The organism is Paenisporosarcina sp. FSL H8-0542, from assembly GCF_038632915.1.
GTDB lineage: Bacteria > Bacillota > Bacilli > Bacillales_A > Planococcaceae > Paenisporosarcina.
The window spans coordinates 3014690-3041590 of sequence record NZ_CP152050.1 but is presented as its reverse complement, the minus strand read 5'-3'; the positions used below and the strand labels follow the sequence as shown (position 1 = coordinate 3041590).

General features: G+C 40.5%; 21 protein-coding genes, 1 tRNA gene and 1 pseudogene. 14 read left to right on the top strand and 9 right to left on the bottom strand.

Annotated features, from left to right (window positions below; all coding sequences use genetic code 11):
* Positions 1-208 precede the first annotated feature (208 nt).
* Together MHH33_RS15275 and MHH33_RS15270 are read left to right on the top strand one after the other, a co-directional pair.
* Positions 209-1951, top strand: a complete 1743-nt coding sequence (locus MHH33_RS15275) for an ABC transporter ATP-binding protein (protein WP_342542226.1) — start codon at positions 209-211, stop codon at positions 1949-1951.
* Positions 1932-3755 carry an ABC transporter ATP-binding protein gene (locus MHH33_RS15270; RefSeq protein ID WP_342542225.1) on the top strand — a complete coding sequence of 608 codons (1824 nt, stop codon included), beginning with the start codon at positions 1932-1934 and terminating at the stop codon, positions 3753-3755. The genes MHH33_RS15275 and MHH33_RS15270 overlap by 20 nt, the downstream gene beginning before the upstream one ends.
* Before the next feature lie 273 nt (positions 3756-4028).
* Here MHH33_RS15270 and MHH33_RS15265 read toward each other — a convergent pair whose 3' ends face one another.
* The gene (locus MHH33_RS15265) at positions 4029-5111 is read right to left on the bottom strand and encodes an acyltransferase family protein (RefSeq protein ID WP_342542224.1); all 1083 of its coding nucleotides are present in this window, start codon (positions 5109-5111) and stop codon (positions 4029-4031) included.
* 122 nt (positions 5112-5233) lie between these two features.
* Between MHH33_RS15265 and MHH33_RS15260 the strand changes: the two genes are divergently transcribed.
* Complete coding sequence (locus MHH33_RS15260) at positions 5234-6106, top strand: GNAT family N-acetyltransferase (RefSeq protein ID WP_342542223.1); 873 nt, start codon at positions 5234-5236, stop codon at positions 6104-6106.
* A 199-nt stretch (positions 6107-6305) separates the two neighbouring features.
* Here MHH33_RS15260 and helD read toward each other — a convergent pair whose 3' ends face one another.
* Positions 6306-8546: an RNA polymerase recycling motor HelD gene (gene helD, locus MHH33_RS15255; protein WP_342542222.1), complete on the bottom strand. Its 2241-nt coding sequence runs from the start codon at positions 8544-8546 to the stop codon at positions 6306-6308.
* A 385-nt stretch (positions 8547-8931) separates the two neighbouring features.
* On the opposite strand from helD, the gene kynA reads away from it, so the two are divergent.
* Positions 8932-9792, top strand: a complete 861-nt coding sequence (kynA, locus tag MHH33_RS15250; protein WP_342542221.1) for a tryptophan 2,3-dioxygenase — start codon at positions 8932-8934, stop codon at positions 9790-9792.
* Positions 9793-9804: 12 nt separating this feature from the next.
* Entirely contained in the window at positions 9805-10530 is a 726-nt protein-coding gene (locus tag MHH33_RS15245; RefSeq protein ID WP_342542220.1) for a glycerophosphodiester phosphodiesterase, read from the top strand.
* Between the two features lie 77 nt (positions 10531-10607).
* Here the strand turns inward: MHH33_RS15245 and MHH33_RS15240 are convergent, their stop codons facing one another.
* The 3 genes from MHH33_RS15240 to MHH33_RS15230 all read right to left on the bottom strand — a co-directional run bounded on the left by MHH33_RS15240 (position 10608) and on the right by MHH33_RS15230 (position 14870).
* Positions 10608-13034: a S8 family serine peptidase gene (locus MHH33_RS15240; RefSeq protein WP_342543785.1), complete on the bottom strand. Its 2427-nt coding sequence runs from the start codon at positions 13032-13034 to the stop codon at positions 10608-10610.
* Positions 13031-13636: a hypothetical protein gene (locus MHH33_RS15235; protein WP_342542219.1), complete on the bottom strand. Its 606-nt coding sequence runs from the start codon at positions 13634-13636 to the stop codon at positions 13031-13033. The genes MHH33_RS15240 and MHH33_RS15235 overlap by 4 nt, the downstream gene beginning before the upstream one ends.
* Before the next feature lie 202 nt (positions 13637-13838).
* Positions 13839-14870 (bottom strand): DUF2804 domain-containing protein, encoded by a 1032-nt coding sequence (locus tag MHH33_RS15230; protein WP_342542218.1) that lies wholly within the window; start codon positions 14868-14870, stop codon positions 13839-13841.
* 76 nt (positions 14871-14946) lie between these two features.
* Here MHH33_RS15230 and MHH33_RS15225 point away from each other — a divergent pair.
* The 4 genes from MHH33_RS15225 (at position 14947) to MHH33_RS15210 (ending at position 17784) form a co-directional block, all read left to right on the top strand.
* Positions 14947-15019 (top strand) — tRNA-Ala (locus tag MHH33_RS15225).
* A gap of 315 nt (positions 15020-15334) precedes the next feature.
* Positions 15335-15874 carry a DUF6241 domain-containing protein gene (locus tag MHH33_RS15220; protein ID WP_342542217.1) on the top strand — a complete coding sequence of 180 codons (540 nt, stop codon included), beginning with the start codon at positions 15335-15337 and terminating at the stop codon, positions 15872-15874.
* 502 nt (positions 15875-16376) lie between these two features.
* Positions 16377-16958 carry a site-2 protease family protein gene (locus MHH33_RS15215; protein ID WP_342542216.1) on the top strand — a complete coding sequence of 194 codons (582 nt, stop codon included), beginning with the start codon at positions 16377-16379 and terminating at the stop codon, positions 16956-16958.
* Between the two features lie 337 nt (positions 16959-17295).
* Complete coding sequence (locus tag MHH33_RS15210; protein ID WP_036659488.1) at positions 17296-17784, top strand: amidase domain-containing protein; 489 nt, start codon at positions 17296-17298, stop codon at positions 17782-17784.
* 143 nt (positions 17785-17927) lie between these two features.
* Here MHH33_RS15210 and MHH33_RS15205 read toward each other — a convergent pair whose 3' ends face one another.
* The 3 genes and pseudogenes from MHH33_RS15205 to MHH33_RS15195 all read right to left on the bottom strand — a co-directional run.
* Positions 17928-18785 carry a DegV family protein gene (locus MHH33_RS15205; RefSeq protein WP_342542215.1) on the bottom strand — a complete coding sequence of 286 codons (858 nt, stop codon included), beginning with the start codon at positions 18783-18785 and terminating at the stop codon, positions 17928-17930.
* A gap of 117 nt (positions 18786-18902) precedes the next feature.
* Positions 18903-19472, bottom strand: a complete 570-nt coding sequence (locus MHH33_RS15200; protein WP_016428359.1) for a glycerol-3-phosphate acyltransferase — start codon at positions 19470-19472, stop codon at positions 18903-18905.
* 204 nt (positions 19473-19676) lie between these two features.
* A pseudogene (locus MHH33_RS15195) lies at positions 19677-19931 on the bottom strand (HD domain-containing phosphohydrolase); the annotation flags it as partial.
* Positions 19932-20067: 136 nt separating this feature from the next.
* Between MHH33_RS15195 and MHH33_RS15190 the strand changes: the two are divergent.
* Positions 20068-20292, top strand: coding sequence for a hypothetical protein (locus tag MHH33_RS15190; protein ID WP_342542214.1), 225 nt, complete (start codon positions 20068-20070; stop codon positions 20290-20292).
* 29 nt (positions 20293-20321) lie between these two features.
* Complete coding sequence (locus MHH33_RS15185) at positions 20322-20900, top strand: nitroreductase (protein ID WP_016428358.1); 579 nt, start codon at positions 20322-20324, stop codon at positions 20898-20900.
* A gap of 59 nt (positions 20901-20959) precedes the next feature.
* Here MHH33_RS15185 and MHH33_RS15180 read toward each other — a convergent pair whose 3' ends face one another.
* Positions 20960-22357, bottom strand: a complete 1398-nt coding sequence (locus tag MHH33_RS15180) for a dipeptidase (RefSeq protein ID WP_016428357.1) — start codon at positions 22355-22357, stop codon at positions 20960-20962.
* A 164-nt stretch (positions 22358-22521) separates the two neighbouring features.
* Between MHH33_RS15180 and MHH33_RS15175 the strand changes: the two genes are divergently transcribed.
* The 3 genes from MHH33_RS15175 to MHH33_RS15165 all read left to right on the top strand — a co-directional run bounded on the left by MHH33_RS15175 (position 22522) and on the right by MHH33_RS15165 (position 26631).
* Positions 22522-23775: a CNNM domain-containing protein gene (locus MHH33_RS15175; protein ID WP_016428356.1), complete on the top strand. Its 1254-nt coding sequence runs from the start codon at positions 22522-22524 to the stop codon at positions 23773-23775.
* Positions 23776-24212: 437 nt separating this feature from the next.
* Positions 24213-24758 carry an RNA polymerase sigma factor gene (locus MHH33_RS15170; protein WP_016428355.1) on the top strand — a complete coding sequence of 182 codons (546 nt, stop codon included), beginning with the start codon at positions 24213-24215 and terminating at the stop codon, positions 24756-24758.
* Positions 24759-25176: 418 nt separating this feature from the next.
* A complete protein-coding gene (locus tag MHH33_RS15165) occupies positions 25177-26631 on the top strand; it encodes a phospholipase D family protein (protein ID WP_016428354.1) in 1455 nt (484 codons plus the stop codon).
* Positions 26632-26901: the final 270 nt, after the last annotated feature.

Genomic DNA, 26901 nt, shown 5'->3' with positions numbered 1-26901 from the left:
TCCTTTTGGGGATAGGTGATTTTTTTTTTGTCCTTGGACGAGTGTCAATTCGGGGTGATTCCAACTAAGCGACCGCTCACCCAAAAATCGTATCCAACAGAGAATATTTCATCACAATGAATGATACCTTTTACTCATTCATTGTGGCATAATAGTGAACAATCAGATAATTAATTCGTTTAACGAAGAAGTTTCAGGGGGGCATCTAGTGAAAACCGTATTTTCTTATGTCAGACCATATAAATGGCCAATTGCCATTGCGCTTTTCCTCATGCTAATCGAGCTTTCTGTCGAACTTGTACAGCCACTCATTATAGCCAAAATAATAGATGATGGCATTATGCAAGGAGATCAGTCAGTTATTTGGACGTGGGGAGGAGTCATGATGCTCATGGCTTTCGTCGCTTTCTTGTCTGGCGCAACAAACTCTTTCTTTGCATCGCATGCATCACAAAGTTTTGCTTTTGATGTCCGCAGTGCTTTATTCAAGCAAGTACAGCAGTTTACAGTTGCCACGTTTACGAAGTTCCCGACTGCCGGCTTAATCACGAGGCTTACAAGTGATGTCACCATGGTGCAAAACGTACTCTTTATGAGTTTGCGTATTATGTTGCGGGCGCCTTTACTCGTACTCGGCAGTGTCATTATGGCGTTTATCGTCAATGCCTACCTCGCGATGTTCCTTGTAATCGGGGCACCATTCCTACTGATTTTTCTCTATATTATGGTGAAAAAAGGGGTCAGTTTTTTTGCACTTGTGCAAGTTCGACTCGACCGTGTGAACCGTGTCCTACAGGAAAATCTCCAGGCAGTACGGTTGGTTAAAGCATATTTGCGCGGTACGTTCGAGTCTTCTCGTTTTGAAAAAGTGTCGAACCTCCTCAAAATGGATACAGTGAAAGCGCTTCGTATTATGGAAATCATTCTTCCACTTCTTCTACTCGTCATGAACATCAGTTTGCTGGCAGTTCTTTGGTTTGGTGCACGTGAAATTCAATTGAACAATGCCCAAATTGGCGAGTTGGTCGCAATCGTCAACTACGCAATGCGTATGACGGGGGCTTTCTCAATGTTCGCCTTTATTATCATGGCATTTGCCCGTGCGAAAGCTTCTGCAGAACGCATGGAAGAAGTGTTACTGGTCAATGAAGGGCTGGAACGCGATGAAGAAACAGGTAAAATGCATGAAGCCCTTGAAGGTGAAATCAGTTTCAACAACGTGACGTTCAGCTACCCGAATTCTTCTGAACTAGTGCTGAACAATATTACATTTGATGTGAAATCTGGCGAGAAATTGGCCATCATGGGAGCTACCGGTGCCGGTAAATCAACTTTGATGCAACTCATCCCGCGCTTTTTTGAAGTAACCTCGGGTTCCATTACAGTTGACGGGAAAGACGTTAACAAATGGCCGTTGGATCAATTACGACAAGCCATAGGGCTCGTTCCCCAGCAGTCATTGTTGTTTACGGGAAGTATTTATCAAAACTTGGCATGGGGCAAAGTCGAAGCATCAACAGAAGAATTGCAACAAGCTGCCAAGCAAGCGCAAATTCATTCTTCTGTTGAACAGTTCGCAAAAGGCTATGATACGCGTGTTGGTCAAAAAGGTGTAAATTTGTCTGGCGGTCAAAAACAAAGACTGTCCATCGCACGCGCGTTGGTCCGAAAGCCAGAAATTCTTCTGTTGGATGACAGCACCAGTGCGCTAGATGTGAAAACTGAAGCATTGCTATGGGAGGCATTGGATAAAGAAGAAGCAACCATGCTCGTCATTACGCAAAAAATCCGAACTGCAAAAGGCGCAGACCGTGTCATTTTACTCGACAATGGACGGATTGCTGCTTATGGCTCTCATCAGGAACTGATCGAAAAGTCCGAATTATACCGTCAAATTGCGGAGTCGCAACAAGAACAGGAGGTGGAAGCAAATGCGACAGATGTTAACTAAACCATTTGGCTACGATCCGGTTCTGACGAAAGAAGATATTACCCCTGTCAAAAAGAAAAAAGGAGAACGGGCAGGGGACTGGCAAGGTGTATTGAAGCGAATTTGGCACCTCGTGGATGAACAACGAGCACTATTGATTACGGTTTTGTTGCTAGTCGTTGTCAGTTCCACTCTAGCTTTAGTTGGGCCTTATCTACTTGGGAAAATTATCGATGAGTATATCGTGCCAGGTCAATTTGCAGGTATGCAAAACATGATGACGTGGTTGATAGGTATTTATTTCTTCCTCTCGGTGTCGATGTTTTTCCAAAACTATTGGATGATCGGCGTTGCGCAGCAAACCATTTATCGGATGCGAACGAATCTCTTCTCCCATTTTCAAAAGTTGCCTGTATCTTTCTTTGATAAACGTCAGCATGGTGAACTCATGAGCCGTGTGACGAACGACATTGAAAACGTCAGTGCCACTTTAAATAGTTCATTTATTCAAGTGTTCTCGAGTATTTTAACGCTAACCGGAACCGTCATTGTCATGCTGACGTTAAGTCCTTTACTGACATTGCTGACCATGACAATCATTCCGGTCATGTTTTTCTCCATGAGATGGATTACAAGACGAACAGGGATACTATTCAAACAGCAACAACAGGCAGTTGGGGATTTGAACGGCATGATTGAAGAAACAATCTCGGGTCAGCGAATCGTCAAAGCTTTCTCACAAGAGGAACGCGTCACTGATGAGTTCATTGTAAAAAGTGAACGCCTACGCCATACCGGATTTTGGGCGTTGACTTATTCAGGTTTCATCCCGAAAGTAATGAACATGTTGAACAATGCCAGCTTTGCCATCGTTGCAGGTGTTGGCGGCTTGCTTGCCCTGAACGGTCACGTATCGATTGGTACTATCGTAATTTTTTCTGAATATGCTCGTCAGTTTACCCGCCCCTTGAATGACCTGGCGAATCAATTTAATACCGTCCTTTCTGCAATTGCCGGAGCGGAGCGGGTATTCGCCATTATTGATGAACCGATTGAAAAAGATGAAGCCACGACTCAATTAGATACTGTGTTAAAAGGAAAAGTCGAGTTCGATCGTGTCTCCTTTAAATATGAACAAACAGATGCTGAACATACGATTCGAAATGTCAGTTTTATCCTGAATCCTGGAGAAACAGCCGCATTGGTCGGTGCAACCGGTGCAGGAAAAACGACCATCATGCAGCTACTGGCCCGTTTTTACGAAACGAATGATGGTCAAATACGGATTGATGATATCCCGATTGACCAATTGGCTCGCCAAACATTGCGCAGTCAAATTGCATTTGTCTTGCAAGATCCATTTTTATTCGAGGCTACAGTAAAAGACAACATCCGTTACGGCCGATTGAATGCAACGGATGAAGAATTGATAGAAGCCGCCAAACAAGCAAATGCACACGACTTCATCATTAAGTTACCAGAAGGATACAACACGGTCCTGACCGCAGATGGAGGGGAAATCAGTCAAGGCCAGAAACAATTGCTGTCAATTGCACGCGCTCTGGTAGCGGATCCCGTCATTTTGCTGTTGGATGAAGCAACTAGCAGCATCGATACAGTGACCGAAATGAAAATCCAGGAAGCACTCGAAAGATTGATGAAAGACCGGACGAGTTTTGTTATCGCTCATCGATTGAATACCGTCAGAAAGGCAGACGTTGTCTATGTAATGGATCAAGGACAACTCGTCGAATCTGGAAGTCAACAAGAGCTCGTGAATCAAAAAGGGCTGTATTACAACATGTTGACGGAATCGCATATATAAAAACATTTCAATTTGGTCTCTTTGAATGGAATTATGTTTTGAAAGCATTGTAGTCACCATAAGTAAGGATTTTTTAAAAAAAGGGAAGGAATCCGAGCCACTCCCACGGAAAAACGGATGGCGAAAGCCCCGCAGACCTTTAGGTCGAGGAGATTGAGGCGTTCGTCCGCAGGAAAGGTCTCAGATTCCGAATGATTCGTCTAAATTTTTAAATGAAAAAGACTGTAGATTAACTCAAAATTTATGAGTTTGTCTACAGTCTGAGCAGAGCCTCTAGTATTGAGGCTCTGCTTCTTTTAATTTCACTGGTTTAGCAGCTTTGCGTTTTTTCGGCGAAAAACCGCCTAGGAACAATCTACCGTAAGGGACCAGTTTTTGAATGAGTATTGATGCAACAATCGGTACCAGCAATCCAAATGCCGTGAATCCAATGATTCCGTAATTGAAGTAATCATTCAATACGATATCTGTGAAAATGTGGAGATACATAATGGCAATTGAGTGCTTTTCAATTTGTTGCAGCCACTTCAATGACATGTGGGAAGCAACCCATTGAAATACTCCGACAATAACCAGAGTCATGGAAATCGGAATGACTAAATCCAACACCACATGTTCATAGCGCAGGAACTTCATACTCAAGTGATAATCCATTACGCCGAACCAATCGAGCGAAATGGCGGACACCGTTCCGATAAGCCCTGTAATCAACCAAGGCTTCGTAACATTCATCCAAATATTCTTCATATAATATCCAAGTGCAAAATAGACAACCGCCATTAGTGCTACGTCGATATTCCAAATCATAGGAATGGTTTGAGAGGCTTTATCAGGCGCACCACCAATTACTTGCATCGCAAACAAACTTTCCATATGAGCGATTAAGTAGAAGACAGTTAAAATCACAATCTGTTTCGTACGATTGAAGTATTTTGTCATCCATAAGAAGAACAAATACGTAAAGAACAACGTTGTGACAAACCAGAAAACTCCGTAAGCACCACGAGCAAATCGTCCTCCAATTACAAGTGTCCAAATATCATTCAAATACCATGATAAATCCATGTTTCCTGAACCGATTTCCATTCCATAGCGAATGACTGTAATCGTTACAAGGAAAAACAAATATGGTACGATTAATTGCATAAAACGTTTATGAATGGCTTGTTTTGAAAGCCCTTTTTCCAGAACAGGTTTAAAAAACATCCCGCTTAAAATAAAGAAGGCAGGCATGTGGAACCAATATATATACTTCCCAAGAGGGAAATCAAGTTGACCTGGGTAATGGCCGATTACGACAAGAATCATTAAAAATCCTTTTGTCACGTCCACCCAGGATAATCGTTTCTTATCCATGATTTAACTCCTCCATAAATTCACACTTTCGCTATTATATAACCGATTGTGAGAGGAAATAAACAGTTGTTACCATAATGAAACACGTTAGTCACAACAATGAAAGAAAGGTGGAAATACTTGTGGACATTGCCATATTGACAGTTTCGTTCCCTTTAGATGTAGAAACATCGAGTGAAATACAGGGACTCCTGCGTGCAAGTGAAGAAATAGAAGGCACCAATTACGACCAAGTCTTAAATATTCCCGTCATGACGGATCCAGTAACTAAAGGCTTTGCAGTGCTTGCATATGCAGAAGACGATGTGGTCGGAGTTGTTTCGGCCATTGATATGATTGGCATTCACTCCTATGAATGGAGTGGACTGGTCCACCCGGAATATCGCAGACAAGGGCTCGGGCAGGCGTTGATAAAAGAATTGCAACATAATTTGGAAGTACGAGGCGCTGAAGGTGAGCTTGCATTGAATATGAAAGAATCCCAAGCCGGTGCAGCTTTTCTGCAACACTCAGGCTATGAGTGGAACTTCACTGAAGCGACATTGAAAGCAGACGTGAATTCAGTAGCAGAAAATCCTGCGGTGGATGTCGTACCATTAACGGATGAAACTCAGGAACTTACACGTATTTTAATGAATGCATTTGGTGATACAGAAGACGAAGTACAAACACTGCTGGATTACAATGTATCCAATCCTTCACGACATGTTTTTGTAGCGAAGCAACAGGGGCAAGTCGTCGGTACTTTAACACTTGTGGAAGATGGAAAAACTCTTTGGGTAACTGCATTGGCTACAGATTCCGAAAGACAAGGTCAAGGCATTGGTTCCGCATTGTTGGCCTTTTCACAAGTAGAAGGAAAGCAAAGAAATTGTGAATCCGTTAAGCTCGATGTGGAAATTGACAACGACAAAGCATTATCGGTTTATAAAAAAGCAGGTTTTAAACCAGTATTGCAAGTTGATTATTACGTGAAAAACCCCATTGCAAATTAAGTTGCAGTGGGGTTTTTCGGTTTTTAGTAACATTATTTTGAATAGAGTCCCTGCATTAATTAGCAGCCACAAAAGGTGGTAAAGGGTCTGCAAACGTGGACCAATCACTAGTCATTTCTTCATCTGTCAGCAAACAGGAATCCTGCAAGGGGAAAAGAAAAAACGTTTCTCCTGGGTAAGAGAAACGTCAGAATAGATTTCACGATTTAGTTAATGTAGCGGGCAATAAAAAATGTTCCCGATTTGGTCCGACTAAATGTAGCTCATGCATCGGACGGGTCATCGCGACATACAAAAGCTTGCGGTCGATTGCATGTTCGCGGAACGGGTTGTCAAACGCCACAACAATAACTGCATCGAACTCAAGCCCTTTTGCTAGATGGCTCGGGACAATGAGTAGCTTTTCCTGGTGTATATCTGAATGATCACTCAGCAACTGAATCTCAAGGAAATCATCAAGTTGCTTCGCAACAGCTTTTGCCTCTGTTGTCGTTTTGCAGATAAGAGCAATCGAACGATGACCACGACTTCGGACTTCGTCCATTAAAGTGACAATCCGATTGCCATCAATCATCTTCATTTCGTGGAACTGCGGATCGATGCCATGACGGACGACGGGTTCCACCAATGGTAAGTCTTCGTCCATCTGCATCAAAATACTATTTGCCATTTCCATGATTTCAATTGTCGTTCGATAGCTTTTTTGCAAAGTCGTGTAAGTGGCACGTGGGAATAATTCAATAATCGGCTCCCAGGAAGTGAGGGCCCGGTAACTATGAATGCCTTGAGCCAAATCTCCAACCATTGTAAACATATCCGTCTCCAAGCCTTCTTTGAGGGCGGCCAGTTGAAATACGCTGTAATCCTGGACCTCATCAATGAAGACGACACGCATTTTCCACTTGTCCGAAATGCCTTTAATCTTGGCGTGCATGTAATAAAGAGGTGCCAAGTCTTCTATTTCCCATGACTCCATCGAATGGCTTCGCAGAAACGAGTCTTTCTGTTCCGCTGTCCAAAGTGTAGCATGTTCGTTTATTAACTTTCCATTTGTGACAAACTCACGATACATATTTTTGATGTTGGCTTTTTTAAAACGTTTCATGTAAACATTGGCCGTGGTCTTGGATTCTTTTTCGATTAATGGAATTCGGCGATCGCGCTCATCGATGAATTTCGTCACTTCCGCTTTGCGTTTTGCAGCATCACGAACGACCAACGCTTTATCAAGGGCATCTTCGTATTTCTTGTTTAATACATTCAGGATTTCTTTTTTCTTTTGTCGCACATGCGATTGCAAGATCGTCTTGATTCGTTCCAACCGTTTTTCTAGTGGCATATAGGAAAAATCGGACAAGAATAAGTTTCTTAATTTCGAACCACGCATAATGCAGTATTTCTCAATATATATATCTTCGAATTGGTTGGCTATCAATTTTTCATATTCATATAGAAAGGCGTCTACTAACAGTGTATAGGAAAGAGAGCCTTTCATTTGAGATATCCAAAGCATCATTTCATCAGGGTTTTCTTGTTCAGTTAATGCTGAAAGCTTCAAATTCACATCTTTAAGTTTCACTTTTATACCCGTGGCGTTCAAGACATATTCAGAGTAGGTTGTCTGGCATATTTGACCGACACCGAGCTCAGGTAATACATCTGCTATGTAGTCCATAAACAGTTTGGAAGGGGCTAAAATCATTAACTTTTCGGCTGGGAAATGTTCGCCCATCGTATAGAGGAAATAGGAAATTCGATGTAATGCAATGGTCGTTTTTCCACTGCCTGCCGCGCCTTGCACAATAATGGGTTGTTTTAAATGAGCACGAATAATTTCATTTTGTTCAGCTTGAATGGTCGACACAATTTCAGTCAAGCGAACATCTGCTTTACCTGAAAGTGCTTCTTGCAAAAGCTCATCATTGGTCGTTAAATCGATGTCGCGTACGGACTGCAATTCGCCTTTTTCAATGTTGTATTGGCGTTTTGAAAATAGGTGACCGGTAAAAGTGTCTTCCCGTACATCGTATTCGATATCCCCGAGTCGCCCATCGTAATACACATTCGCCACTGGCGAACGCCAGTCTACAATAATCGGTTCCTGCGTTTCCCTATGGAATAAAGAAGTTTTTCCGATGTACAGCATTTCGCTGTCTTCGCCGTCTTTTTGGAAATGAATGCGTGCGAAATAAGGTTTTTGCTGAATGGCTTCCAGTCCTTCTTTTTGAGAGCAGGCCATTTCGAAAAACCGTGCGTTAGTTAAAATGTTCATGTAGCTTAAACTGGAATCCAAATAATCTAAATCAGCCATTGCGTGACGTATATTTTCCTGTGCTGATTTCACATCACGTTTCGATTCATCGAGTAACTGTTGCATATAGTGTTTAGTGTAGGTCAGGCGCTCTTGCTCTTGCTCAAAATCAGGATGTTTCTGTGTCATACAGTCCTCCGATATGAAGATTTTGCGTCCTGCAATTATGAAATGTCTAGCTCCAGGCGCCAGCTCACACCTAAGCTTGGGCCCACAGGATGTGGGTCATGAAGGCGTTGCGGCACGATGTCGCGAGTTTAGTCTTCCTTCCTAAACCTCAGGAGAAATCAGGCTTTGCAACGGTTCTTCCCGCGCCGATGACGAGCTAAAAAGGCGCATTGCGCTTATCCGAAGATGTTGGGGTTTGAAAACAGAATAGAATTGTATCATAGTTTGGTATTTCCATGCAATAAGAATTTTCAAAAAATTCAAGTAGTCTGTTAAAGTAGTAAATCTCATGTCATAATACAATTAGATGAGTTGAGTGAAAGTAGAGCCATAAGGGGATTTTAATATGGAAAAGAAACCAATGGAAAACGGTCAAAACCGCGCAGCACTTGGAGAAGCAGGACTACATACAGATTTTAAAGAAAACATGACGTACGGGGAGTACCTTCATCTCGATAAATTACTGACAGCGCAGGACGGTTTAACCGATCACCACGATGAACCATTATTTATTATGATTCATCAAGTTTCAGAGTTATGGATGAAGCTGATTTTGCATGAATTGCGTGCAGCCATTAAAAATATTGAAAATGACGATTTGCAACCAGCGTTCAAACAATTAGCGCGCGTATCGAAGATTCAGACGCAAATCATACAAGGGTGGGATGTACTGTCCACTTTGACACCTGCGGAATACATGGAGTTTCGTTCGTCACTTGGCAATGCAAGTGGTTTCCAGTCGTATCAATATCGTATGATTGAGTTTGCACTCGGCTATAAAACGAAGCATGTGCTGAAAATCTATGAAAAAGATGAAGCATTGCTGAACACGTTGACAGATGCATTCCATCAACCAGGTTTATACGATGCTGCGATCAGAAAGCTGGCTCGTGCAGGTCTTCCTATTGATGAAGAAATTCTTCAGCGAGATGTATCGACTCCTTATGAGCCAAACGACAGTGTATTGGAAGCATGGAAGACCGTCTACCGGGATGTCGATCAATACTGGGAACTCTATCAATTAGCGGAGAAGCTCGTGGATATCGAAGACTGGCTGCAACAGTGGCGTTTCCGACATATGAAAACAGTCGAACGAATCATTGGCTTTAAGATGGGGACAGGTGGTTCTTCAGGTGTGAATTACTTAAAAAAAGTGCTGGACCAATATTTCTTCCCGGAACTATGGACTTTACGTACAGAAATTTAAGGAGGTCGTCACGTGAAGATTTATGCACATCGCGGTGCATCAGGCACGTTTCCTGAAAATACACTCGCTGCATTTGAAGAAGCAGCTCGACTCGATATTCATGGAGTAGAATTCGATGTCCATCTAACAAAAGATGGAGAACTAGTCGTAATTCATGACGAAACAATTGACCGTACGTCCAATGGTGAAGGGTATGTAAAAGACTTAACGTTAGCGGAACTGCGTGCTTTTGACTACGGCAGCTGGTTCGGAAGTGAATTTGCAGGAGAGAAGATACCTACTCTGGAAGAAGTATTAGCAGTTTTCCAACAAACAACATATCACGTAAATATCGAACTGAAATCAGATATATTTCCATATGAAGGCATGGGGGAGAAGGTCCTGCACGTGATTGAAAAGATGGGAATGGCGGAAAGGGTCGTCATCTCATCGTTTGATCACGAAACAGTTCAGGATTTCAAGAAACTAGCTCCTCATATTGAAGTCGCCATATTGACTATGGAAGTACTGGTGGATGCATATGACTACGCACGTTTCATTCCAGCGGACGCACTGCATATATTCCTTCCGACTGCCCTTCGCAAAATGGCGAAAGAGGCATTAGTAAAAGGAGCGATCCTTCGCGTCTACACCGTGAATGATGTTGAGAATGCGATTGCATTGCAGAAAATTGGTATACATGCAATTTTTACTGATTATCCAGAGAAAATGTTGCTAGCGGTCGGTAAAGGCTCTTGATAAAGGGTTTTAGCGATAAGAATAAAAGGGAATCTCCAGTGATATGGAGATTCCCTTTCGCATTTGTGCAAATAGTTCTAGTATGCTTCTTCAATCGTAAAGAAATATTGATTGCCTAAAGAGTCTGTATATAGCAACCCGTAAGTGTTCACAGAGGCAACTGGGAACTTGGTATAGACTAAATTATTGATGCCATTTTTTAAGTTATATTCTTTTTCGTCGATTAAGTCGTTGTAGGAATCCCATACAAATAATTCAACTTTTACAGGAGCCTTTACAACAAGTGTCAATTTTAGATGCGTGTAGTAGGTAGAATAATTATCTGATGAAGAAAAAGTGTACTTGTGATCCACCAGCCAAATCGGCAGGTCATCATTTGTAATTTTTCCTAATACTGTTTGTTCGTTGCCTGAAGTATTGATGACTTTTATTTTATATATTAATTCATCTGAATAGACCAGATCACCATTGTCATCATAACCATCCCATATAAAATGATTAATTCCTTTGTCAGTTTTCTTGTCGCTAATAATAGTCCGTATCTTGGCATTGCCGTCATAAATTTCTATTGTGACATTTGCTTGTTGAGATAATTTATAGAAGATTTCTGCTGTATCGTCATCAATAAACTGAACAACAGTAGGATATTGAATTTCAATTTGCGTTAAAGCAATATTCATAATTCCTCTGTATGTCTGGGATAAGTTATATGCATCCACAATTGAAATTTTATAAGAGTACTGTCCGTCTGGAAGGATTGTTCCAGACTGGTCTTTTCCATCCCAAACGAATGATTGATTTCCTTGGGATTTGGGAACATTCTGCTCAATCGTGCTTACCAAATTATCATTCTTGAATAGTTGAATGGTGACGATGCCGGGCTTGCTTAGTTTATATGAAAAAGTTTGTTTTCCGTCACTTGTAAAAAAGTAACTTGCAGCGCCTTCAATAACGGGCTGATTCCAATCCTGAAAGGCGAAAGTAGTGGATTTCAAAGAAGCTTTATTTCCAGCACTGTCAAGAAGCTCGATTAATAAGTGGTAGTTTCCTTCAGCTACAAACTCTGAATTGTCATTTTTTCCATCCCAACTTAATGAATATGCTCCTTTTTTAATGGATTTCTCAGTATCAATTTTTCTGACTTTAACTCCCATATCATTTGCAACATAAGTGGTTAAAAATACGGTTTCACTCACATCGATTTTGCCCATATTCAGCAAAGACCCATTTAACTTCATCAGTTCCGAAGACAAAGCTATTTTTGCTGTTGGAATTATTGTGTCCACGGTGATGCTGAACTTGCGAGAGGTGCCTTTTATTTTGTTGGCATCAACCAGTGACATCTCAAGGCTGTAAACTCCATCTTTTACTCGGTTACCTTCGCTGTCTTTCCCATCCCACTGAACAGTCCTTTGACCTCTTGAAACAGAGGAATTGTTTAAGATGGACTTAATGATCTTATTATTTTTATCTTTAATAAAGGCAGTAACTTTAGCATTCTTATTCAATTCGTAGGGAACAGTTAATTTTCCAGTAACAGTTGGGGAATAGTTGACTGATCCAGATAAATTAATAGATGGAACTATTTTATCAATTACTTTCAAAGTAGCAGATAAATGAAGGTTTTCTCCATTGCCGCTCACTGCAGCTATTATTTTATAAGTACCGGTGGAAGCATACATGCCATTATCCATTCTTCCATCCCATGATGCCGAAAACTTGCCCCCGGACCAATCCTTATAGGAAACGATTTTTTTGATGGTGGTGCCTTTCGAGTTCTGAAGATACAACGAGATTTTTGAACCTTTAACACCTTCAAATGAAAAAGCAGTCTTATTTGATCCATTCATCGTAAATTTTGTAGAGGATAATTTGAGATTTGATATGGCTGAAGTAGTGAATTGAAGTGCCCGATATGCATCAACGCGACCATATCCATAAAAATCGTCCCAGCCTCTATGGTATAAATCGACTGAAGACTTAGTTAGGATTTTTTCTAGCTGATCAGAGGTTAACAAAGGATTTTTAGAAAGAACCAAAGCAGCAACTCCTGAAACAACGGGAGCCGCCATAGACGTCCCGTCCAATGCTCCATATTTACTTCCGGAAAGAGAAGAAAAAATACCTTCGCCAGGGGCAGCTAAATCAATATAACTTCCATAATTTGAGAACTCGGTAATTTCGTCATTCGAATCAGTGGCGCTAACCCCAATAACGCCATCAAGTGCAGCGGGATAACTCAATTCGCAACTTCTTTCATTACCTGCAGCCGCAATAATCAATACATCTTTTGCTTTTGCATATTGTGTGGCGTAATCCATTGCGTAGGTATAGCTCCCACCTAGACTCAAATTGATGATATCAGCATGGTGGTCAGCAGCATAAATAATGGCTTCACCAACATCATAGCTACTCGCGGAATCCCCTGTAAAAACATTGATTGGCATGATTTTAATATTCGGGGCGACTCCGGCACCTCCCGAATTATTGAAGGATGCCGCTATAATGCCTGCAACATGTGTTGCATGGTCTCCAGAATAAAAGGAGGTTCATCGGTTACTGCATTATAAGGAGAGACAAATTTTCCTTTTAAATCAGGATGATTTGTTTGAACACCTTCATCAATTACAGCAACAATAACTCCAGAACTTCCTTTTGTTTGATCCCAAGCACTGGAGGCATGAATTTTCTTTAAATGCCATTGTTTTGAATACGATGGATCCTTTGGTCTAAACGTATTTTCCAATTGATAGTTTGGTTCAACAAATTCGACTTGTTTATGTTTCAATAATTCCTTCGCCACTGCGGATAAATCAGAGCTCTTTGGTGTTGAAACCAGGGCGAACCTTCCATTTACTTGTTTCGAAAGTTCTTTTGCATTTACAGAGTCCAGAATTTGTTTCCTTTCGCTCCCTGTAGCTGAAGCTTTGAAGTTTACAATTAATTGATTACTATAAAAGTCCTTGGAATCATCAAATAATGCCTCAATGTTGAATTTAGAAATTTTCGGTTCTACTTTTATTTCTTCAGCTCCGGCAAATTGTGCAGGCAGCCAAAAGAATATGTACGCAAATAAGAAAATCTTTAATTGTTTCTTAATATTCATCCTCCTTTAGATGAATTATTTTATGCTTAAGGACATGAGCCAATGTGGCATCAAAGTGAAAAGAAATGTTTTTAATAACAAAAATAAAAAAAGCACCATCAGCAAGAATTTCCTAAATAGGAAAAATGCTTGGATAGTGCAAAGCATATATTTTTTTCTTGTACCATTATTGAGGAACAGAAGTGCTCTCCTCTATTACTAATTACCACTTAGCTTTGTGCTCATCGATACTTCCTAGCAATTGTGTGATAGGTAGGCGAGAGCCATCGTCCAAATAAACGAAGCCGTGATAGTAACCGACTAATTGATGGATTTCTGATGTGACGAGACGAGCGTTTATCTTCGCTTCACGTTTGAAAAATGGGGTAAACGTCAAATCGACATCACGTGAAAATTTGGACCGGATATGCCAAGGTTTCATATAATCGGTATCATCATAAGAAAAAATGACATCTTCCGAGATTTTTGACATGTGACCATCGACAAATACTGCGTTTTCCGTCATACCTGTTCCATCGGTCCATTTTCCGCCTAAGTTAAGGCCGATGCGCTGTTTGCCAACACGTTGAGAGGCCATCGCCCAGTTCCACGAAGCTTTTCTTGACCAAACGCCGCGACCATAATCCAGCACGGCATAGCTATCTTCAGGATTAAATGAATAACGCTTGTCCCCAATTTTCACAAAACCGCGCGTCGGTAGAGTATGATGCTTGGCCGTATATTGAAAGAGTTGACGATTCCACGGAATGACGACATTCAAAGTATCGTCATTTTCAGGATGCTCAATATGTAAATCCGCATGGAGCAAATCACCATCAAAGTCGGGAATGGTAACCGTCATATGCGTTTCATTTTGCATATGGAACAACTGAACACTCATTTCATTATTTGAAAATTTCACAGTTTCAAGTACTTGATTCGGCATTTGTACACGTTGACCCAATGGAATCGTAATAGTCTTCTCAAAAAAGCGTTGAGTTTCATAATCAAGGAAATATACACAACAAACCGCTGCGTAATCCAAATGGCGAATGCTTGCTGAAAATAAAATATCTTCACCATACACACACCAGTAATTCCATTTTTTCTTGCGCATAAAATGTCCGGATAAATTACTATCGATTAACGGTTTTCGGGAAAAACCTATTGCTGCAGGGTTCAAATTTCCTTTCGAATCGCATAATGCAATGGGCGTAATAATTTCACGCTCTGCATGTTGTCGCACTTTTTGCATTTCGCCACCCTCTCGCCTCTTGTATCAACTAACTATCATGCTATATACTAATTATTGTACCAAATATTTTGATAAAGGGGTATTAGCTCAGCTGGGAGAGCGTCACGCTGGCAGTGTGAAGGTCGTCGGTTCGAACCCGATATACTCCATCTACAAAAACCACTCATATCAATGGATTGAGTGGTTTTTGTTTTGTTAAAATGACAACATATTGAGATTATTGTGGAGCTGTATTATTGATTTTGTAATCATAATAAGCTGTATTTTTATTGAAATGGTAAAAAAATTAATATATGGACTTACTTAATCGAATCAGATTTAGTAAGTCTTTTTTGTTGTTCGTTTCAGAACTATAGTTTTATACATAATTATCTGAAAAATCTCTTTATGATGTAAGTTTCTTACAGTAAAATGTAGATATTACCTTTTAAAAATTTTAATTCAGTGTCTCTATGGAGGGGAATATGAAGGAAACTAGCGGACCATTTAAATTGACCAAAATCCAAAAAGGATTGTTAATACTCACTTTTTTATCAGTCGTGGGAATTATCCTGTACGCTATTTATGGACAAGAAGCACCTATCATAAAAAAAGACGGAACCATTATGGAAAAAACGACTGAAGATGGCGGGAAAATTATTGAAGTTAAAGAAGTGAGAAATATGCCTGTGGAAGAAGAATTTCCGATGGATATGCCTGACTTTCAAGTCGGACAAGTGATTCATCAAATGAGTCATCAGAAAATCGAGGCTGAAGAAAAGTGGGGGTTTCTCCCGCTAACCGCTGAAAGAGTGGCAAGGTTAAAAGAAGTTGTAGAAAATGGTGATTATCAAAATAAAAGCCGTTATATAAGTATTCTTAATCGATGGGCGGAAAATGATTTCACACAAATAGATAAAGATCACAATACGATTTGGACTATGCAGGGAGGGACTGTCGGCAGGGCTACGGGAATTCTCAGTTATGAAGAAGAAAAACAATTTATTGAAAAATATTACGAATAAAAAAGGCACTCACTTTCGTGAATGCCTTTTCTAAGTGGATGTTAACTGGAAATCGGCAACTTGGGTACCAGCGCCAACATTACTTTCAATGGTTACTTTTCCATGATGATGTTCAATGACTTTGTAGGTTGCATTAAGCCAAGTCCGAACCCTTTTTCATTGTTGGCATAAAAAGGCTTGCCTAACGGCTGACACCGAGCTTCTGAAATTCCATGGCCAAAACAATCACTTTCAATTCAATCCGATATTTAATAGCTGAATACGATATCATTTTAAGCCTAAGAAAAAGGGTTTATTATATGTGATGGGAAAATAAGAGGATTATTTTGTTAAAAACGGACATATATAGAAAAGGGTTAGTGAAATCCAGTGAGTGAAATGGTACATTAGTGTAACAGTGAAAGATGGATGATGTGCCTATTCATTCACTGTAAAAAGAATGAAATGAAAGCGGGCGGACAACATAGAGTTTTTTGCATTTTCATTAGAAGAGATCCCATTTGTGCTCATTACATTGGTAATTGCTTTTACATTGCATGAATTTATGCATGCTTGGATGGCTTCAGTATTTGGAGACGATACGGCAAAAAGACAGGGAAGGGTAACTCTTAATCCACTAAAACACCTGGATATCGCTGGTACACTTTTGATTTTTATAGCGGGGTTTGGTTGGGCAAAACCTGTTCCAGTTAATGCTGCTTATTTCGCAACGAGACGTATACAATCCATCATTGTTAGTTTGGTTGGCCCTCTCAGTAACTTTGTCCTGGCGTTTATTGGGTTTAGCATTTTTTACTTTTCTCCTCAAAATCAAACAATGGATGAATTTCTAAATGTTTTTGTCATGTTGAATGTAGTGTTAGGCGTATTTAATCTGTTACCACTACCACCATTGGACGGGTATCGAATCATTTCCAGTTTATTTCCTGCTAAAATTCAAGAGAAACTTGTGCCCTTAGAAGCTTACGGCTCCATTTTGTTTTTAATTGTGGTACTGACACCGATTGGGGATAGTACACTGTTTCCATTCATCGGAAACAGTATAGATATGGTAATGAATTTGTTCTATTCTATTTATGAATGATAATCGGAAGGCCACTCTCGTAATATAAGAGTGGTTTTTTGTTGCTTCAGAAAAGCTTCTAATGGGGTAAAACTAAGGGGAGAGGGGAATGAAAATAAGCGCATATAGACTGCCTCTCATCGTCACATAACTAACGGGAATACCTTACAGAATGATAAATGGAATGGCAAAAATAGCGAGTGCGAGTCTGAATCCATTGCGAAGAATGATGGATAGTCACAGTCTTCCATGTCCAATCGACACGATGCTACCAAATACGATTCTTCTCAACTATATTCCTCTCCAATCTTCTATTTCTTTCGTTTTATACATACTCTCTCCGTAAGGAGGGATTTCTATATACAACCGTCAAGCAGCAGTGGATTATGCAAATACATGGTGGAACTCCAATAATCCAGCTTATCCTGTATTTGATGTCGATTGCACGAATTACATTTCACAGTGCTTGCGTGCAGGAGGAGCGCCAATGCGTGGCTATCCAAACCGTAATAAAGGGTGGTGGATTAGAGGAGGCACGTGGAGCTTCAGCTGGAGTACCTCACATGCACTCCGATGGTATTTGGAAACATCCAGAACCGGTTTACAGGCAGTAAAAGTAGCAAGCGCATGGGAGTTGAAACTTGGAGATGTAATCAGTTACGATTTCCAGGGTGACGGCAGATTTGATCACACGACCATCGTGACGGGCTTCAATGAAAACGGTGAGCCACTTGTCAATGCACATACGGTTTTCGCACGCCAAAGGAATTGGCGCTATACAACGTCACCGGCTTATTCAGATGATACGAGGTATATTTTCTTTCATATTAAAGATTCGTTCACATGAAAAAACCCTTGGATTTTCCAAGGGTTTTTCTACTCTTTTACATTTTGCTATGTCTAGCTACAAGCACCAATCTGTTCCTGCGGTTACTCGTAGCAAAGGAACCCTTGCTTCCAGCACCGGCGACAGACTAAAATTTCGCTTTTCTATTCAGCTGGTACGTGCCATAATATAGCGATTGTGCCTTCACCAGCATGAACTGCCAGGACCGAACTGATGGCACCTACGCGAACTTCCAAGCCGGGTACTTTCTCTTGAATCAGGTTTTTCAATGCTTCCGCTTGCTCCGCAACATTGCCATGCATCAGGTCAATCGAACGTACGTTATCCTGTTCATAAGCGGCAACGGCTTTATCGACTAAGTAGTTGAGCGCTTTCTTTTGGGAACGAACTTTATCAAACGCTTTCAATTCACCTTCTGCAGTAATTTGGATGATCGGTTTTACTTGCAATAAGCTTCCCAAGAAAAATTGAACGCCATTCATGCGTCCGCCTTTATATAGTTGGTTCAAGTTTCCTATTAAAATATAATTGCGCAAGTTTTTCACTTCGTTACGAAGTTGTGCTGCAATTTCTTCCAGTTTCATTCCACGTTCTTGCAAAACGATTCCGCGTTCTACAAGTTTGGTAATGCCTGTAGAAAGAGCAAGAGAGTCAACGCATTCCATATGGACTTCTGCAATTTCTGCACCTGTTTTGGATGAAGATATCGTTCCGCTCAATTTCGCTGATACATGCACAGCCAGAATAGCTTCATAGTTTTCACTAATTTGTTCATAGAGTTTGGCAAATTCACCTGCAGCTGGTTGTGAAGTCTTTGGGAATTCTTCTGCATTCCGAATACGATCATAAAGTTCATCCGAAGTTAAATCAATTCCATCCGCATATTGTTCCTGTCCAAAATGGATGGCTAATGGTACAACATGTACATCGGGGTGGGCAGCAAGTGTATCGCTGATATAAGCGGTACTATCCACAACCCATGCAATTGGTTTTTTTGACATCTAGTAAACACCCTATCTTTAATTAAAAATTTCGACTATTTATTACTATAACATGAAAAGTATTTTCTCGCGATGGTGTATGGTTTAAACAGAAATAAAGCTATTCATTTCATAATGTTACGAGCGTTTCCATTTTTGTTCATCCAAAGATTGTTTGATGTCAAAGCGATGTCGATACATTATGAGAAGTATGGCAAGTACGATTGGCCATGCGTTTTGAAGTTCATTTAAATAGATTACTGATCCAATATACGCAAAATAAGCTATAATCATGCTCAGTGTTGCACTTCGAATGATCGTAAACACCAGTAAAAAGACAATAATGAACGTCAATGCAAATAATAGATTGAATGTCAGGCCAATTCCGACGAAAGTGGCAATGCCTTTTCCGCCTCTACCTTTCAACCAAAAAGGAAAGATATGTCCGCATATGACCAACAGACCACCCATTGCCACTGCCCATTCGGCAAAGCCGAAATAGTTTCCTGCAAAGATTACCAGTACACCTTTCAATGCATCACCTAAAAAAGTGAGCAGAAATGCGAAATTGCCAATCACGGCTCCTGCATTGCGCGCTCCTAAATTACCGCTTCTGTAGTGGCGTAAATCGGTTTTATACAATTTCCCTACCCACCAGGCGGTCAGAATATTGCCCACTAAATAGCTGGCCAAGAAATAAATGATCATGCGAACACCCCGAAAATGCTTTCTTTCTATTATGAAGGAAAAGCAGGGTTTGGGAAATAACAATTAAAATAGGGAGGACCAATAAAGATTGTGATTTTGTTCCAAAACCGTGCACCTTCATATTTTCCCCAAACAAAAAAGCCTACGACTTGTCGCAGGTCTCAAATTCGCGTTCTTCATGAAATGGAACAGTCTTGGTCATCGTCAGTCTCCTTCACTTTCTCCGGCATATTTAGCACGAATATCCAAGAATGTATCGACGTTTTGGAAAAACAAATCAACCAATTTCGGATCGAAATGTTTCCCGCGTTGTTCCATTATATAATTTAATATTTTAGCAATGGGCCATGCTCGTTTGTAAACCCGTTCACTTGATAAGGCATCGAAGACATCAGCGATCGCTGTGATTCTTCCGTAAATATGAATCTCGTTTTCTTTCAATCCGTTCGGATACCCACTTCCATCCCATTTTTATCTGGAATGACAACTCGGTCTATCCCATGTGCTACAATAGTCTGTAGTTGATGATTTTTAAAATTGTGGAGCCAACCGTGCAACGATCTGTTCCTTTATTGGTTCATTCTGTCGTTTTATAATGTCTGTAATTGCTGTTGCACACTTAGGAGTTGGTTTGTTGCTAATGGGTGCAATCACTCTACTGTTCTTAAGTCATTTATTTTTGGACAGTCGTATATTTGTTGCATGGTGGGTTAAACAAATCATGAGAACAGAAGGCCAGGAAGCCAAATGGCTCAGCATTATGGTCGATCAGATTTTCCACGTAATTATTTTAGGTGATATCGCACACTTTTGGTTTTAACTATTTAGTGAAAAGGGGAACTTACACACATGAATGAACAATCTTTATCAGTACGCGAAGCAATACTTCAACGTCGCTCGGTCAAAAATTTCAACGGACAACCTGTGGAACGCGAAACATTAATGACAGTTTTGGATGAAGCTAAATGGGCACCAAATCACGGAAATCGTGAGCCTTGGAGATTGGTTGTCGCTTGTGGGAAAGAATTGAATGAACTACATACAGTGTTGCGAGAGTTTGGCGTAACAAAATGGAAAGATCTTTCTGAAGACGAGTTAACGAAACAAATGAAGAAATTCACTACCCCAGGGGCATATGCATTTGTCATTGTTAATGAAGACGTCCGTCAAAAAGAACGGTTGGAAGACTATGCAGCTACAAGTTGTTATATCCAAAATGCTCAACTGCTTGCTTGGGATTTGGGAATCGGTTCATGTTGGAAAACTCCGCCATTCATTGATGCTCCAAAATTCCGTGAAGCACTAGGGGTTAAACAAGGTGAGCGCATCATCAGCATGTTGCAGTTTGGATATTTCGATGAAATGCCAAAAGCAAGACCACGCAAAGATGTTGAGGAATTCGTTACATTTTTCGGTTCAAACGACTAAAAACTAAAAAAATCCCGGTTCTTCGCAGTGATTGCGAGAACCGGGATTTTCTTATGGTCTTATTTCTTCAAATCTTGTGCAGTGAATTGTGCAATTTCATGATAGTAATCGCCAATTACTCGTAGACCTTGATCGAAATTTTCCAAATGGAAATGCTCATTTGGTGCATGGAAATTTTCAGAAGCAAGTCCGAAGCCCATAAGAACGACTGGTAATCCTAGAATTTCATCAAAAGCAGCGACAATCGGAATTGAGCCTCCACCACGGACATAAGCAGTTGGCACATTATATACTTTTTCGTATGAACGGCCAGCTGCTTGAATCGCCGGATGGTCGAAAGGTGTGATAAATGGTTTTCCTTTATCAAACTCCGTAACTTCAACTGTTACCCCAACTGGTTTATGCTTTTCAATATGTGCCGTTAATTTCTCAACGATTTCATCAGGATCTTGATCGGGAACCAAACGACATGTAATTTTGGCTCCTGCTTCTGCAGGAAGTACCGTCTTAATCCCTTCACCAGAGAATCCACCGAAAACGCCATTGATTTCCAAAGTAGGACGCACCCACGTACGTTCTAAATGTGTAAATCCTTTTTCACCAAATAAGGCATCCACACCAAGTTCTTCTTTTAAAGCTTCTTCATTAAAGTCCAGTTCTGCATAGGCAGCACGTTCCTCATCTGTTATTGCGCGAACGTTATCATAGAAGCCCTCTACTAGAATCGTTCCTTCTGCATCACGGAAAGAATCCAGCACTTCGACCAGTGCGTGAATTGCATTTTGTACGCCGCCCCCGTATAGACCGGAATGAAGGTCACTTTTCGCACCTTTCACTTCAATCTGAACACCTGTTAAGCCGCGCAAGCCGTAGCAAACAGCTGGTTTACCTGGTCCTTGCATACCTGTGTCTGAAATGACAATAATATCGGCCGCAAGTTTTTCAGTATTTGCCAAGACATATTCAGGTAAATTCGGGCTACCGATTTCTTCTTCACCTTCGATACAGAATTTCACATTCACAGGAAGAGTACCTTCAGTTTGCATCAATGCTTCCACGGCTTTAACATGCATGTATACTTGTCCTTTATCATCACTTGCGCCGCGTGCAAAAAGTTTATTGTCACGAACTTGAGGATTGAAAGGTTCGGATTCCCACAAGTTTAAAGGGTCAACTGGTTGTACGTCATAATGTCCATAAATCAAAAGAGTCGGCTTCCCCTCTGCATGCAGCCAATCTGCATATACAACAGGATGCCCCTTGGTTTCATCGATTGAAACATTTTCCAGACCTACTGATTTCATTGATTCAGCTAACCATTCTGCAGCAGTTTTCATGTCATCTTTGTGATCAGATAATGCACTAATACTTGGAATGCGCAGAAACTGTTTTAATTCGTCTAAATGCTCTTCACGCTTCGTTTCAAAATATGTGTTCAATGATTGTAAATGACTCAATGGGAATCCCTCTTTTCACAAAATTTCGAGAATGGAAATAGTATATCATATTCTATTGATAGTTATATATATTGGAAATGAGACATGGGATTTCGGAATATGCTATGATAAGGCTACTAAAAATTGAGCGAAACTTTTGACTCATATAGGAGGAAACACGGTTAATGGAATTTATAGGTTTAGCCATTAGTTTAATGTTGTCGTTTTTCTTTTCAGGTAGTGAAACGGCACTCACAGCAGTAAATAGGATGAAGGTCCAGCTTCGTGCAGAACAAGGTGACAGAATGTCGCAAAAACTTCTCTTGTTAATCGCGAAACCGGACCGCATGATAACAACGATTCTAATCGGGAATAATATCGTAAATATAGCAATGCCGACGATCTTAACATTAATTGCAATTAATTATGACTGGGATATTGCGCTTGCAACTGCCATCTTGACGATCATTATCATCATTTTTGGAGAAGTGCTACCTAAAACGATTGCAGTTACATTCTCAGATCGAATTGCTTATATTGTTGCACCATTTATTGCAATTCTCGTTCAAATTTTACGCCCCCTGACGTTTTTGATTGCGAAGTTTACCAATGTATTCATTCGCGTTATCTCTAAAGGTGCTGTAAAAGAAGCGACTCTTACCAAAGAAGAACTGCGTTCGATGGTTGATATCGCATCAACTGAAGGAACTTTCGAAGAAGAAGAATCTGAACGTTTAAAAGGCGTTTTGGATTTTCCACATAAAGATGTACAAGATGTATTGGAAACCCACCGCACGGAAATCGTCGGGATTCCAACAAATGCTACATACGAGGAAGTACGCGACGTCATTTTGGAACATTATTACACGCGATACCCAGTATACGAAGAGAGTATGGATCACATCGTTGGCATGTTCTATTCGAAAACATTGATTGAATGGTCAATGGACCCAACAATGGAACTGCACGAATTAATTGACCGTGAACCCTTGTTCGTCGTTCAAACAGTAAGCGTCGAAAAAGTCTTCAAGCAAATGCTGGCGAAGAAAAAGCATATGGCAATCGTTCTTGATGAATACGGCGGGACACTCGGTATCATCACACATGAAGATATCATTGAAGAAATGATTGGTCAGGAAATCGAAGATGAATCTGACGAAGATGAAGATATTTTAGTATATGAAATGACGGAAGACCGTCTCATCTGTCACGGTCGCTTGGAAATCGAAGACGTGAATGAAATGTTTAAAGTTGATATTCCAAATGATCACGATACGATTGGTGGATTCGTCCTTCAACAATTGGGGCATATGCCGGATAACGGAGAACAGTTCACATACGAAAATCTTCACTTTGAAGTAAACGAAATGGACTGGAACCGAATTTTGCAATTAACAATTACAATTAAAGAAAAAGATGAAGTGCTGGATGACGAATAGTCATTCAGCACTTTTTTTGTCTAACGTTAAGTTTAGTATGTTGTCTCGTGATCTTACGTTGAACCGCTAAGATGACACATATGTTTTTCTTCAATGTCTTGTTTCGCAGGTCAGACCGCATCTCCGCTTGGGCCAACAGGATATGGGCCATAAGGCGTTGCGGAATTTTGTGGAACTGTATTTTGCGACGAGGTAACCGCAGGCACACTAGGAAGTAGCTTCCATCCAAAGGCAATTGAAAACGAGTTTTCAATTCAGTTGCGACTGCGATTACTCGTCAAAGAGAGCTTGGTCCAATGTCGAAGTGATCTACGTAGCCTGCTCCACATTTCTGGCTTACACGTTTGTAAGAGTTTTGAAAGTGAATCCGATAGAGCGTAAGGTTTCTTTTTGGCAAAATAAAGACATCAGCAAGATATGAACGGAGGAAAAAACAAATGAACGGGCAATTGGAACAAGTGTATGAGGAATATAACCGCTATATATATCATTTATGTTTAAAGTTAACACGCAATCAAACAGAAGCAGAGGACTTGATGCAGGAAGTATGGGTTAAAGTCGTTCGCTACGAAGCTTATGTTAAAGATGTGGATCATGTAAAGGCCTGGTTGACGACCATTTGCATGAATACTTTCCGTGATCGTTACCGTAAAAATGTTCGCCGTAGCAAACATGTCATGAATCAACCCGACCAATTGGACGTTCCAATTATGGACTTGATCCCATGTGACACATTGACGGCAGAAGATTTAATGGAAAAACATGATTTATCTGAAATGGTTCAACAAAAAATTGGAGAATTGGATGGTATTTATAAAACGACAGTATTGTATTTTTATGTCCATCAATATTCACTCGTTGAAATTGCCGACTTGATGAAAGTGTCGATCGGGACCGTTAAATCTCGTCTTTTCCGTGCAAAACAACGCTTGAAAGAAATGATGATGGCAGATACAGCTGCTGTCGAATATATACCTGCCTAACGAAATCACAGTCCTTGCGACTGTGATTTTTTTGCGCATTATGGAGAGTTATGTTCTGCTTTCTCAACAAGTTAACTCGCCTAAGAGACGTGTTTGAGCGATAAATCTTTAAGTTTGATTGATAAATCTCCAGTTTGAGCGACAAATCGTCAGTTTGATCGATAAATACCTCAATCTGAGTGATAAATTTTACACAAGCCAAACTTGCTATTGGAAAGCGTCTCAATATTTAAGTCTACTAGGGAATGAAACGAACTCATCTCTCAACCAGGAGCGTAGCGTAAACAAAACAATTTCAATGCATTTGAGTACCAAGTGCAAAAATATATATTCTAATACATCCCAAGTGCGGTTTGTTAAAATTCCAAGAAGGGAATAACGTAGTAAAACACTTGCACGATTCAAGGGGGAAAGGCGTATGGACAACAAGCCGCGCAAACAATGGAGCAAGCGTAAACGAATTATTATAGGTTCGTTGGGCGTATTTGCTCTGATATATATTGCTGCAATCATGTGGCACACGTTTAAACCACTGCCAAAAGGAATTTCATATGCAGGGGAGTTACACAAAACGGACAATATCGAAATGATTACGGATTTAACTTATGCACAAGATCAAAAAGGTAAAGGCATAGTTCATGAAAATCAAATTTTTGATGAAGTATACACCATGATTGAAGATGCCGAAGAGTTTGTTGTGGTCGACTTTTTTCTATTCGATGGCTACTACGATGAGAACGAAGATTTCCCTAAAATTGCAGATACATTATCCATGACAATAGCGAACAAAAAGAAAGAAAATCCAAACATGCCGATTGTGTTTATTACCGATCCCCTCAATCGAGGATATGGCTCTTATGAGAATAAGTGGTTTAAAAAAATGCGCGATGCGGGAGTCGAAGTTGTCTATACTGATTTAGATTCTTTACGCGATTCCACACCTATTTATTCAGGTATTTACCGCACGATGTTCCAATGGTTTGATATTGGGGGCAAAGGGTGGATTGACAATGCAATGGCAAGTGATGCACCTAAAATGACGATTGCATCCTATATGACCCTTTTGAACGTAAAGGCCAATCATCGAAAAGCAGTGATAACAGACAAGGAAGCGATGGTCACTTCATCGAATCCACATGATGCAAGTGGATTCAACGGCAATATTGCCTTAAAAGTAACTGGTCCCGTGCTCAACGATATGTTGGAAGCAGAGGAAGCCGTATCACTCTATTCGGGAGGTCCAGAAATTCCTCGAGTTGACGTAAAAGAAAGTGAAGGGCAATATGAAGTTCAATATGTTACAGAGAGAAAGATATTGGATGCATTACTTAAAGATTTGTCCGATACGAAAGAAGGCGACAAAATATGGCTAGGCATGTTCTTCATTGCCAAACGCGATATCGTGAATGCGCTCGTTGATGCGGCCAACCGTGGAGTGGAAATCAATATGGTTCTGGATCCGAATCAAAATTCATTTGGGCAGGAGAAGTCAGGACTACCCAATCGTCCTGTGGTACAGGAACTGGTGGAAGATACTAAAGGGAAGATTAATGTTCGTTGGTACAACACCGTAATTGGACAGTATCACACGAAAGCGATCTGGATTCAGACCGATGAACATACGATTATTTCAAATGGCTCCGCAAACTATACGGAACGTACATTGGATAATTACAATCTTGAAAATAATTTACGTGTCATCGCACCTAATGACAGCGAGCTCGCAGTTGAAATGGAGGCCTATTTTGATCGCCTCTGGAACAATAAAGATGCTATGTACACGCTCGACATGGAAGAATTCCAAAATGAATTCACATGGTGGCAACGATGGATTTATTCATTCCAAGAAGCAATCAAAGTAACGACATATTGATGTGAGGAAATCCTGCGGTTATGCGCAGGGTTTTTCTTTTTGTTCCCAAGCGTAACACCCACAGATACGTGTCAGTTGGCATGCCAACTAACACAATTTCAAGCACGTCAGAATGTGCATATATAGCGAAATGTAGATAAGTTCGTGCGAATTCTAGATAAGTTCAGGTGAATCCGAGATAACACTTCGGAAAATGGAGATAACCCACAGGGAAATGCAGATATCGACCCGCGAAATCTATATTACCCCATAACACAATAAAAAAAGACC

Coding starts and splice junctions, on each gene's coding strand:
- MHH33_RS15270 (WP_342542225.1), top strand. CDS start 1,932: ATGCGACAGATGTTAACTAAACCATTTGGCTACGATCCGGTTCTGACG.
- MHH33_RS15265 (WP_342542224.1), bottom strand. CDS start 5,111: ATGGATAAGAAACGATTATCCTGGGTGGACGTGACAAAAGGATTTTTA.
- helD (WP_342542222.1), bottom strand. CDS start 8,546: ATGACACAGAAACATCCTGATTTTGAGCAAGAGCAAGAGCGCCTGACC.
- kynA (WP_342542221.1), top strand. CDS start 8,932: ATGGAAAAGAAACCAATGGAAAACGGTCAAAACCGCGCAGCACTTGGA.
- MHH33_RS15235 (WP_342542219.1), bottom strand. CDS start 13,636: ATGAATATTAAGAAACAATTAAAGATTTTCTTATTTGCGTACATATTC.
- MHH33_RS15230 (WP_342542218.1), bottom strand. CDS start 14,870: ATGCAAAAAGTGCGACAACATGCAGAGCGTGAAATTATTACGCCCATT.
- MHH33_RS15220 (WP_342542217.1), top strand. CDS start 15,335: ATGAAGGAAACTAGCGGACCATTTAAATTGACCAAAATCCAAAAAGGA.
- MHH33_RS15205 (WP_342542215.1), bottom strand. CDS start 18,785: ATGTCAAAAAAACCAATTGCATGGGTTGTGGATAGTACCGCTTATATC.
- MHH33_RS15200 (WP_016428359.1), bottom strand. CDS start 19,472: ATGATCATTTATTTCTTGGCCAGCTATTTAGTGGGCAATATTCTGACC.
- MHH33_RS15190 (WP_342542214.1), top strand. CDS start 20,068: ATGTCTGTAATTGCTGTTGCACACTTAGGAGTTGGTTTGTTGCTAATG.
- MHH33_RS15185 (WP_016428358.1), top strand. CDS start 20,322: ATGAATGAACAATCTTTATCAGTACGCGAAGCAATACTTCAACGTCGC.
- MHH33_RS15175 (WP_016428356.1), top strand. CDS start 22,522: ATGGAATTTATAGGTTTAGCCATTAGTTTAATGTTGTCGTTTTTCTTT.
- MHH33_RS15170 (WP_016428355.1), top strand. CDS start 24,213: ATGAACGGGCAATTGGAACAAGTGTATGAGGAATATAACCGCTATATA.
- MHH33_RS15165 (WP_016428354.1), top strand. CDS start 25,177: ATGGACAACAAGCCGCGCAAACAATGGAGCAAGCGTAAACGAATTATT.